Here is an 11,066-nt window from a genome sequence, read left to right as displayed (position 1 = left end):
CTAGCCCGCCGTCCGCTCGGCCTTCGGTCCGGCGTTCTTCACGGCGTCGGAAACCCCGTCCGCGAACTGCTCGAAGTTCTTCCGGAACATCGCCGCCAGCTCCGCCGCCTTGGCGTCGTAGGCGGCGCCGTTGGCCCAGGTGGCGCGCGGCTTCAGCACCTCAACGGGCACCCCCTCGACGCGCTCCGGCACCCCCACCCCGAAAACCGGATCGGGGGCGGTGGGCACGTCGTCCAGGGCACCGGAAAGGGCAGCCCGCACCATGGCGCGGGTGTAGGACAGTTTCATGCGCTCACCGGTGCCGTGAGGACCACCGGTCCAGCCGGTGTTGATCAACCACACCTTGGCGCCGTGGCGGGCGACCTTTTCCCCCAGCAGCTTCGCGTACACCCCCGGATGCAGCGGCATGAAGGGTGCGCCGAAGCAGGCGCTGAAGGTGGCCTTGGGCTCTGTCACCCCGCGCTCCGTACCGGCCACCTTGGCGGTGTAGCCGCTCAGGAAGTGGTACATCGCCTGGTTCTCGTCCAGTCGGCTGATCGGCGGTAGCACCCCGAAGGCGTCGGCGGTCAGGAAGACGACGTTCTTCGGATGCCCCGCCTTGCCTCGGAGGTCGGCCTTGGGGATCTGCGAGATGGGGTAGCTCGAGCGGGTGTTTTCGGTCTTCGAATCGTCGTTCAAGTCGAGGGCACGGGTCTCGGGATGGATACCGACGTTCTCCAGAATGGAGCCGAAGGAGCGGGTGGTGCGGAAGATGTCCGGCTCCCCTTCCGGGTCGAGGCGGATCACCTTGGCGTAGCAGCCGCCCTCGATGTTGAACACCCCGTCATCACTCCAGCCGTGCTCGTCGTCGCCGATCAGGGCGCGCTCCGGGTCGGCTGACAGGGTGGTCTTGCCGGTGCCCGACAGGCCGAAGAAGAGGGCCACGTCGTCGCGCGTGGCGCCGTAGTTGGCGGAGCAGTGCATCGACATGATGCCGCGTTTCGGCAGCAGATAATTCATCACGCTGAAGATGCTCTTCTTGATTTCGCCGGCGTAGACGGTGCCGCCGATCAGCACCAGCTTGGCGGCCAGATTCACCAGAATGAAGGTCGGGCTGCGGGTGCCGTCCTCCTCCGGCGAAGCCTCGAGGGTACCGGCGTTCAAAACCGTGAAACCCGGCTCGAAGGCTTCGAGGGCGGCACCGTCCGGCTCGACGATGAACATGTTGCGGGCGAACAGGTTGTGCCAGGCCTGCTCGGTGACCACCCGTACCGGCAGGCGGTAGCGCTCGTCGGCGCCGGCCCAGCCGTCGAAGACAAAGAGATCCCGCCCCTGGTAGTGGGCCAGCACCTTCCGGTACAGACGCTCGAAGACCTCCGCCGAGATCTCGCGATTGACCGCGCCCCACCAGATGTCGTTCTCGCTCGACGGCTCTCGCACGGTGAACTTGTCGTTCGGGGAGCGGCCGGTGTGAGCGCCGGTCTCGGCCACCAGCGGCCCGTCCGCCGCGAGGATCGCCTCACCCCGTTTCAAAGCCTCTTCGTAGAGCCGTGCCGGCGGCAGGTTCCAGTAGACAGTTCCTGCCTTCTCAATGCCGTGACGTTCGAGTCCAGCACGCGCAACATAAGGGCCTTCATGACGCATCGATCACCTCGCGGAGGGGGAGAATCCCGGGATTCGCGGAAAAGCTAGAACAAAGCCGGATCATACCCGCTCCCCGGCGGAGCCCCAAGCCGCCGGCCGGTGAAGGGGCATCGTCCCGTCGGATACAATCCCGAAGCGCCCGATCGGGCGATCTCACATCCATTCCCGTGGTGCCCGGAAACCCCGGAAACAACGGTGTTGTAGCGCTCCGCGCGAGCGTCCAGGAGGTCGAAGTTGAATATCGAAGGAAGCAAAGTCTTGGTGCTCGGCGGTCCGGGTTTGGTGGGAATGGCCGTGTGCCGGGAACTCCTACCTCGCCGGCCGCAGCAGATTCAGCTCCACAGCCTACGCATCGAGGAGTCCGAGGCGGCGCGCGAGGAACTGCTGGCGGAGGCCGGCGATGTGGCGCTGTCGGTTTCCGGCGGCGACATCTTCGGTTTGGCCGAGGAAGCGCCCCTCGACCAGCGCATCCGGGCGCAGATCCAGCAGCTCACTGACGACAAGCTGGAGTCCTTTCGCCTCTACAAGCTGCTCGCCGAGACGAAGCCGGACGTGGTGATCGACTGCGTCAACACCGCCACCGGCATCGCCTACCGGGACATCTTCAGCGCCGCCGAAAAGACCGACCGGGAACTGGCCGAGGGCAGGGTGTCCGAGGAAACCGTCGAGGGGTTGCTCTCCGCCCTCTACACACCGCGCCTCATCCGCCACATCCAGGTCCTCTACCGCGGCATGATCGACGCCGGCACCCGCGCCTACATGAAGGTCGGCACCAGCGGCACCGGCGGTATGGGCTTGAACATTCCCTACACCCACTCGGAGGAAAAGCCGAGCCGCGTGCTGCTATCGAAGAGCGCCATTGCCGGTGCGCACTCGATGCTGCTGTTCCTGATGGCCCGCACGCCGGGCGCCCCGATGACCAAGGAGATCAAGCCGGCGGCGGCGATTGCCTGGAAGCGCATCGGCCACGGCCCGATCCACCGCCGCGGCCGCGCCATCCACCTGGTCGATGCCGAACCGCTCACCCTCGGCGAGCGCTTCTCCAGCCGCCAACCGGACGCCGCCCGGGTGCGCGACGAGGTGCTGGAGAGCGCCTTCATCGACACCGGCGAGAACGGCATCTTCAGCCTGGAAGAGTTCTCGGCATTGACCACCGCCGAACAGATGGAGTTCGTCACCCCGGAGGAGATCGCCCGCTACCTGATCTTTGAGCTGGAGGGCGGCAACACCGGCCACGACATCATCAATGCCCTGGACAATGCGGTGCTCGGCCCGACCTACCGCGCCGGCCTGCTGCGCCACTGGGCGCTCGAACGGATGAACGAGTTGGAGAACGAGCACGGCACCCGCTCCGTCGCCTTCGAGATGCTCGGCCCGCCGCGGGTTTCGAAGCTGCTGTTCGAAGCCCACCTGCTGCGCGAAGCCTACGGCAACATGAACGACGTTCGAAGTGCCACGGCGGAAGGCCTGCGGGACCGCCTCGACGCTCTGGTGCGGCAGCAACCGGAAGTCGCCAACCAGGTGGTGGCGGTGGGCATCCCCATCCTGCTGGATTCCGGCGAGGTGGTGCGCGGCCCGGAGGTGATCGTGCCCTCCGATGCCGAGGACGTGCCGGTGACGCCGAAACGCCTGGAGGCCTGGGTCCACGACGGCTGGGTGGACCTGCGACTGGACAATTGCCGGCGCTGGATCGAGCGCTTCCGCGCCATCCACGACGAGGTGGAGTCGATCTCCGAGCACGACTCCTCCAGCCGCTACATGCGCAACCACCGCTTCTGGCACGACGGGCGGCAGATCCAGCCGGGCAAGGTGGTGGGCTGGGTGCTGGAGGTGGAGGAGAAGGGCGGCCGGATCAAGCGGTGAGGGCCATCACCGACACCCTAGCGCGGGTTCACCACCAGCGTTGGGTCGCCCAGGAGGGTCCATCCGAGGAGCACGTCGAGCCGCTCGGGACGGCTTCGTCGGAGATCCTCCTTGGCCTGCTGCACGGCGCGGCCGAGCGGCTCACCGGGTTTCAGCATGCGCCACAGGGTGCGCGCAGCCAGCAACCGCTCCGACTCGATGGTGGTCAAGGTGGACGCCCCGAGCACCGCCGCCGCACCGTGCTCCGAAGCCAGCAACAACCTATGGGCTAGGGTGTTGTAGCCCGGCGCCACATAGTAGGTGTTCCAACACCCCCACTGAGCCAGGACCATGGGATTTGGGTTGCCGAGTTCGCCGGCATCGGATGATGCGAAGAGCCCGTCGAAGGTCCAGCTCATCGGGCCCGAGTGGCCGATGAAGCTCGCCAGGGTCGGACCGTCGTTGAGACCCCGCAGAAGGGCGTCCCGTGCCGCATCGATTTCCAGATCATCCAGGTAGACCCGCTCGACCTGCCAGTCAGCCGGCAAGGCGGTCGCGAGCAACTGATCGCTGATCGCCGAGAAGGAAGTCATCGAATCGACATCGTCGGCCGCGAAGAGGGCGGAGCGGGCGGGCACCTGCCAACCGAAGGCAAGGGTCTTCTCGACCAGGATCCGCACTTCCTCCGGCGTGCGAGCGGGCATCCGCCCAATGGCAAGGTCCGGGAAACCATCTCGATCGATATCGGCTAGCAGCGAGTCGGAAGGAGTGAACCGGATCAGCTCGTCGGTCGGCGTGTACAGGGTGGGAACGAAGCTGATCGAGCCGCTTTGACCGTGGCCCAGATAGTCGTAAGTATCTCCCCCGACCAGCAGTACGAATTCGGCACCACGATGGTTCGCAGCATCCGCCAAGTAGGAACGGATGGCGTGCGGATCGACGATTCCGAAGGTGTACGCGTCGTACAGGGACTCCACATCCACCACCGAGACCGAGTAACCCTCGGCGCGCCGAGCAGCGACCAGCGGATCGAGCGCTGGCAGCAAACTGCCGTGCCCGATGACCGTCAATTGGGAAGGCCCTTGGGGAATCTCCGCCGGAACGGCCGGCGTCAAGGAGTCGACCGTGAGGTAGGCCGCCGCGGTCAGGATGTGATGCTCGAAGGGTGCTTCCGGCCGGCCCGGCACATGCGCCGAGAAGGTGGCGCCGCCAGGCACGATTTCCATCGGCAGGAGAACCGGTGTCTTGGTGCGCCGGCCCTCGAGACGATAGGCGGCGAGCGGTGGAGTTCGCCAACCGTCCACCGCAAAGCGCTCGCCGCGGGCGGTGAACCGTAGCTCGTCTTCCTCCGCGGTGAACTTCCTCGGATAGGTCAAGCCGTAGGACTCGAGGTGGACCAGATCGAAGGGAACTCCCGTATCCCCAGGCAATGTGATGGTCAACCGGTTGCTTCCCTCGCGCACCAGCCCCGGAGGCAGGGGAATGGATGGCTCGACCACCGCGACGCCGTCGAAAGATCCGCTCCACACCGCCTCTCCATTGAGCGCCAATTCCACCCGATGGTCTGGTGCGATCGGGAAATCCGTTCCTCCCCACAGACTCACGTCGAGCCGCGCACCGGCCTCACCGACCGCAAGATCATTCACCATCAGCTCGAGATCGGTCACGAACGGCTGGGTGTAGGCGAGGAGCCGACGGTCGTACCATGGTTCCTTGCGCGGTGACGCAAAGCTGTACTCTCGATCTTCCTCCACAACGACCCGGGCGAGGTAAGAATCGGCCGGCGGCCCCGAGCCATCGTTCAACCGCTGCCGGGGCATCTCCCGCGCGAGTGTTGAGTCCAGCTCGAGGACATATACGTTGGTGCGAGTGTAGAGAGAGCCGCTGATGGCCTCGCCGTAGAATTCGATCGATGCCCCAGGACCGAAGGAGGACGCCTCCGGAGCGAGGAGGACTCGACGGGGCCAGGGTACACCCCGCGAGGTCAAGGCGAGGGACTCGACAGGTACAGCAAGCAAATCCATCCCAGCATCACGCAGCTCTTCGTAGGACACGCGATAGAAGCCTGTCGCGCTCAGCCGCAGTGCCAACCGATCCACCGTTCGTCCCCGAGCCGCCTGCCGTCGATCTTCCTCGGCGCGACGAACCGACGGCCAGTCGATCTCCGAAAACACCGGCTCGTGACCGTAGTGTTTGCCCAGTTCAAAGGGTCCGTGGGCCCGCCGCCGAGCCCGAGTATCGATATCCTCGATTCGAAACTCAGAACCTCCGGCACCGGTGATCTCGATCTCGTAGGTACGCGGCTTGATCGAATCGACAGCTTGACTCGGAACCAGGTGCTCCGTGAGGCGACGCCAGCTCTGACGGGTCTTCTCGTAGAGATGAAAGCCGACGTTGCCGACCTCCGTCGCCGTCGTCCAGCGGAAGCGGACGCCGTTCGGCGAAGCCTCACTGGTAAAGGAAGCCAGGCTCACCGGGGTCGAGAAGTTGACCCCGAAGGCCAGTACGCTGGCCGCTTCGTCGACGTGGTTGCGCTCACCGTCGCCCTCGTTGCCCGCCCCGGTGTTGTTGTCCTCGTCGACCGTGAAGCGCACAGCACCGGTCCCGAAACCAACGGTGCAGCGCCGCAACCAACCGCCATCATCCTCGTTGCGAGTTCGCTTGCTCGCCACCACCACCGGAGCGGAAGCGAAACAGCCGACCGAGAACGTCGCCCCCTCGCCGGCATTGCACCCATCGCTCCAGCCGTCGATCACCTCTGCCGTGTTGATCGCCTCAAAGGGCACCGCGGCAGGGCCACCAAAACTGCTGAAATCGAGGGTGGTACAGGCGCTCGTGGGCTCAACCGCCAGCCAGGCGATGGTCTCGGCGCTCACGGTCCCCTGCTGGACCTCGCTACGCTCGAGGGCGATATCCGCCCCGGTGGTAGAAATGATCGGCGCACCCGCACCGTCCTCGACGACGGTGGCGGCAAGAAAGGGCATCGAGACCGTCGACGGCGGCGCTCCGCTCTCACTGGATAGACTCTGAATGCCCAGCAGCAGGCTGGGAGGCACGCCGAAGGTGGTACCGAAGGAAACCGAGATCGAGCCTTCCACCCCACATGCAACAGGGGAGGAGCAGCCGTGCTGAACCGCCGCAGTGGAGACCGAGCCGGCGGCGATGGTGACCGTTGTCGGGCTGCCGCCAACGGTCGCCGGAATGGCGTGTACACCCGGCTCGATGGCAATGTAGTGCAGATCCATGTTGGTATGAGGACCGTTGTGGCCGGGAGGCTCGACACACGCGATGTCGAAGCCGTCCTGCCGAACCGCCGCTAGACGAAACTCGCACGGGTGGCCACCGGCCGTCGTCGGGATGACGAAAACCAGCGGGGTCACACCGTTCTCCTGAAACACCGTGGAGTTGAAGTCGACCGTGCGAAAGACGCCAGTTGTAGAGCCGGGCAAGGCGAAACTGGCCACCTCGATAGCCACTCCCCCCACTGGAGGAACCACCAGTAGCCCCATGACCAATAGCCCCAAGACTGCGTTCGCCCCGCTCCGGCCTCTCTGCCGTCGGTTGCCTCTCATCGTCTGCCTCCCATTCAGAAACGGCGTCGTTCCGCGCACGCCAACATAAATTCATTATAACTATCAATCTTGAATTAAAGATTGCAGCGGCACACAGCGGGCAGTTCCGCTTCGGCTGGATCCTCTTTGGACCACTGATCGAGGGGAATCGGCACGCCTGTCCTCCGTATAGTCAATACTCACCCATGCCCGACATCGCTCCTTCCGACTGCTCCAACTGCGACAGGCCCCGCTCGGGCCAGTACTGCTCCCACTGCGGCCAGAAAGCCTTCGATCATCGGCGCCCTCTGCGAGAACTCCTCGGAGAGTTTCAGCATCAAGTCTTGGCTTTCGACGCCAGGATCTGGAAGAGCCTGAAAGCTCTACTCATTCAACCCGGCCGGCTGACGGTGGTGTACAACGCCGGCCGGCGCCACGCTTTCGTGCCGCCGGTACGACTGTACCTGCTGGTGAGTTTCTTTTTCTTCCTGGCGATGCCCTTCGCCAACCCGGAGATCGTGACCTTCAGCGAGACGCCCTCCCGGAACGCCCCGGTGGTCGAGGCAACACCGGCGGACCCGCTCTCCCCACCCGAAGAATCGGCCCAGCCCGCGACGGATTCCAAGGCCACGGCTGCCGCCGGCCCGGCGGCGGAATCCGCCGGCGGCGGTTTCTTCGAGCGGCGCTTCACCCGCCTTGCCGTGCGCTACCAAAATCCGCAGGACGAGATCAATCGGCTGGTCAGCCGGCGCATCCCGCAGACCGTATTCTTCCTGGTTCCGATGCTGGCGCTGGTGCTCAAGCTTCTCTACCTGCGGCGCAAGGTGTATTACGTCGAGCACCTGGTGTTCGCGGTGCACGGCCACGCCTTCATCTTCGCCACCCTGCTGGTGGCGATGCTGCTGCAGTGGGGGCTCGAAGCCACGCCGTGGGACCCTCAACTCGCCAGCTTCGTTCCCATGACCTGTTTGCCGCTGTACCTGTTTCTTGCCCTCAAACGGGTCTACGGCCAGGGCTCCTTTCTCACCGCCTTCAAGACGATTCTGGTGGGGGTCCTCTACTCCTTCCTCCTGCTGGTGGCGCTATTGACCGTCTTGGTGGTGACGCTGGCTCTCATCTGAGCCGCGACCCGGGGCGGGATACGCTTGTCCCACTGCATCCAAGGCAACCGTAGCCACCGAACAATTCCTTGGAAGCGTGCCCAAGCGGACCCGAGGAAAGTGCTGTCGTGAATCCGAGGAACGAGAATCAACCCAGCGGAGGCGAACGACCGGAACATACCCTCCGGTCCAAGATCGCCTCGCGCTTGGGGCTCGCCCTTTGCCTGTTGACCACCGGTGTCGGCCTGGGGCTCGCCGGATTGGCGCCCTTCGGCCACCACCACCTGAGCGCCGGCCGGGACCTGTTCCATTTCCACCTCCACGGTGGGTCGCATAGCCACGACCACGATCACCTCCATGGCGAGGAACCCGGCCACGAACACGGCCACGGGAAGTCTTCGCCTTCACCGAAAGCGCCCGGCGGCGAGGAACAGGACGGCGGCGAATCCAGCCGCTTCGTCGGCTTTCAGTTCGCACCTCCGATCCCCACCTCATCGCCGACCCTGGAAACCCTCGATCCACCCTCCCTAGCGGCTGCACCGGCCGCCGCTCCCTCCCTGCGGACCGCCAACCTTCGCTCCGTCCACTCCCGCGGCCCGCCCGCGCTCTCGTTGATTCCGCTCAACCCCTGATTCCCGAGGGACGCTGATCGCGTCCTGACCTCGCCCGCCGCCGGCTGCCCGAGTCGGCAAGGCGATCCCGGCGAGCAAGCTTTGCGTGCTCGGAGAGGCTTCACCATGGCCGATCCCGGCAACGAGAGATCTGTGTGCCATGAGGAGAAATCTTCGTGAGAGATAAGACTACGGAGAGCAGGACCCCCATCCCGCCGGCGACCTGGAAGGCCACCATGCTCGTCGCCTTGACCCTCGGCCCTTGGCCCGCGTCGGCCTTCGGTGACCATCCGCCGCCCGAAGTGCAAACCGAACCGGAACCAGCGGAGCAGAGACCCGCCGAGTCCGGTGAGGTTCCGAGGATCTACGAGGTTCTCGACGTTCGCGAACGCGGCGACGACCTGACCCACATCGCTGAAGCGGCCTCGGAGGGCAGTACCGGCGGCGAACAACTAATGCAGCGGCCGATTCTTCGCTCCGGCGAGGTGGTGGAAACGGTACCGGGAGTCATCGCCACTCAGCACAGCGGTGGCGGCAAGGCCAACCAGTACTTTCTGCGCGGCTTCAACCTCGATCACGGCACCGACTTCTCGGTGAGCGTTGCCGGCATCCCCGTCAACATGCCCAGCCACGGGCACGGCCAGGGCTATGCCGACCTCAACTTCCTGATCCCCGAACTGATCGACCGGGTGCGCTTTCGCAAGGGACCGTATTCGGCCGAGAAGGGCGATTTCTCGGCCGCCGGCGGGGTGGACATCGACCTGCTTCGCTCCCTGCCGGAGGGGTTGGCCTCCGTCTCCGGCGGCGACGACGGTTTCCGGCGGTCCGTGATCGCCGACTCCTTTTCTCTCGGCGGCGGCGATTTGCTGGCGGGGATCGAGATCTACAACTACGACGGACCGTGGACTCGCGAAGACGACTTCGAGCGTTTCAACGGACTGGTTCGCTACTCCACGGGCGACGCCGGGCGCGGCACTTCGCTCACCGCCATGGCCTACTCCGGCGACTGGCTATCGACCGACCAGATCCCGCGCCGCGCCCTCGAGCAGAGGCAAATCGACCGCTTCGACCTGATCGATCCCGGACCTCGCGGCTCCACCGAGCGCTACAGCTTGTCCGCCGCAGCCCATCGCGGCGACTCCGATTCCCTGTCGCGGGTTGAGGCCTACGCTCTCTTTTACGACTTCGGCCTGATCTCGCAGTTCACCTATTTCCTGGACGATCCCGAGCGGGGGGATCAGTTCGAGCAATCCGACCGGCGATGGGTGGGCGGCATCGACGCCAGCCACACTCGCCGCCTTCGGCTCGGAAGTCGTCCGGTCGAGGGCAAGACCGGCCTGCAGATTCGCTTCGACGACATCGAAAACGGGTTGTTCCGAACGGCCGCGCTAGAGCGTTTCGCCACCGTTCGGGAGGACGCGATCCGGCTGCTGACCGGCGGTCCCTATGCCGAAGCTACGATCCGCTGGAGCGACTCGCTTCGAGGAACCGTGGGTTTGCGAGCAGACTTCTACCGGGCGGAGGTCGAGAGCAACCGCGCCATCAACTCCGGCAATGCCGACGACCTGCTGGTGAGTCCCAAGGCGGGATTGGTCTTTGGGCCTTGGGGCAATACCGAGCTCTACGTCAACTTCGGAAGCGGCTTCCACAGCAACGACGCACGCGGCGCCACCATCCGCCGCGACCCGGTGACCGGCGAGCCCGTCCGGCGGGTCGATCCCCTGGTCCGCGCCCGCGGCGCCGAGATCGGTCTGCGGAGCACCCGCATCCAGAATCTTCAAAGCACCGTCTCCGTCTTCCTCCTGGAACTCGACTCGGAGCTGGTTTTCGTCGGCGATGCCGGCGGCACCGAAGCGAGCCGCCCGAGCCGCCGAACGGGCATTGAATGGACCAATTTCTTCCAGCCGCTGCCCTGGATCTCGTTCGATCTCGATGTCGCCCTCACCGAGGCCCGTTTCACGGATCGCGACCCGACCGGTGACGAGATCCCCGGAGCCCTCGAGCATGTGGTGGCGGCGGGAGTCACGGTGTCCGATCGGGGACCCTGGTTCGGCGCGATCCGCCTGCGCTACCTCAGTGACTACCCGCTGATCGAAGATGGCTCGGTCCGGTCCGGGGCCACGGCCCTGGTCAACGGGCGTCTCGGATATGCGTTTCGCAGCGGTCTCAGCGTTGCCCTCGAAGGCTTCAACCTGCTCGACCGGGAGGACGCCGACATCGCCTATTTTTATCCCTCGCGCCTGCCGGGGGAGCCGGCCCAGGGAGTTGACGACGTACACTTCCACCCGGTCGAGCCGAGGTCCGCCCGGCTCACCGCAAGGTGGAGGTTTTGACGCCTG

The 11,066-nt window shown here is 65.3% G+C and carries 6 protein-coding genes; 4 read left to right on the top strand and 2 right to left on the bottom strand.

Going from position 1 to position 11,066, the window contains the following annotated elements; translation table 11 throughout:
* Complete coding sequence (gene pckA, locus AAF481_05240) at positions 1-1,623, bottom strand: phosphoenolpyruvate carboxykinase (ATP) (protein MEM7480556.1); 1,623 nt, start codon at positions 1,621-1,623, stop codon at positions 1-3.
* A gap of 234 nt (positions 1,624-1,857) precedes the next feature.
* On the opposite strand from pckA, the gene AAF481_05235 reads away from it, so the two are divergent.
* The gene (locus tag AAF481_05235) at positions 1,858-3,486 is read left to right on the top strand and encodes a short-chain dehydrogenase (GenBank protein MEM7480555.1); all 1,629 of its coding nucleotides are present in this window, start codon (positions 1,858-1,860) and stop codon (positions 3,484-3,486) included.
* 17 nt (positions 3,487-3,503) lie between these two features.
* On the opposite strand, the gene AAF481_05230 is transcribed toward AAF481_05235, so the two are convergent.
* The gene (locus AAF481_05230) at positions 3,504-6,845 is read right to left on the bottom strand and encodes a C25 family cysteine peptidase (GenBank protein ID MEM7480554.1); all 3,342 of its coding nucleotides are present in this window, start codon (positions 6,843-6,845) and stop codon (positions 3,504-3,506) included.
* A gap of 377 nt (positions 6,846-7,222) precedes the next feature.
* Here AAF481_05230 and AAF481_05225 point away from each other — a divergent pair, with 377 nt between their 5' ends.
* From AAF481_05225 to AAF481_05215, 3 genes are all read left to right on the top strand, one after another.
* Positions 7,223-8,137: a DUF3667 domain-containing protein gene (locus AAF481_05225; GenBank protein ID MEM7480553.1), complete on the top strand. Its 915-nt coding sequence runs from the start codon at positions 7,223-7,225 to the stop codon at positions 8,135-8,137.
* Between the two features lie 107 nt (positions 8,138-8,244).
* Positions 8,245-8,748, top strand: a complete 504-nt coding sequence (locus AAF481_05220; GenBank protein MEM7480552.1) for a hypothetical protein — start codon at positions 8,245-8,247, stop codon at positions 8,746-8,748.
* Positions 8,749-8,903: 155 nt separating this feature from the next.
* Positions 8,904-11,060: a TonB-dependent receptor gene (locus AAF481_05215; GenBank protein ID MEM7480551.1), complete on the top strand. Its 2,157-nt coding sequence runs from the start codon at positions 8,904-8,906 to the stop codon at positions 11,058-11,060.
* The last annotated feature ends 6 nt before the right edge of the window (positions 11,061-11,066 follow it).

The organism is Acidobacteriota bacterium (genome assembly GCA_039030395.1).
In the GTDB taxonomy this organism is placed as follows: Bacteria; Acidobacteriota; Thermoanaerobaculia; order Multivoradales; family JBCCEF01; genus JBCCEF01.
Note: the sequence above shows the minus strand (reverse complement) of the source record. Positions and strands in the feature narration are given on the sequence as shown.

What these genes read in the sequence shown, in the direction of transcription:
- pckA (MEM7480556.1), bottom strand. Translation starts at nt 1,623, where the DNA reads ATGCGTCATGAAGGCCCTTATGTTGCGCGTGCTGGACTCGAACGTCAC.
- AAF481_05225 (MEM7480553.1), top strand. Translation starts at nt 7,223, where the DNA reads ATGCCCGACATCGCTCCTTCCGACTGCTCCAACTGCGACAGGCCCCGC.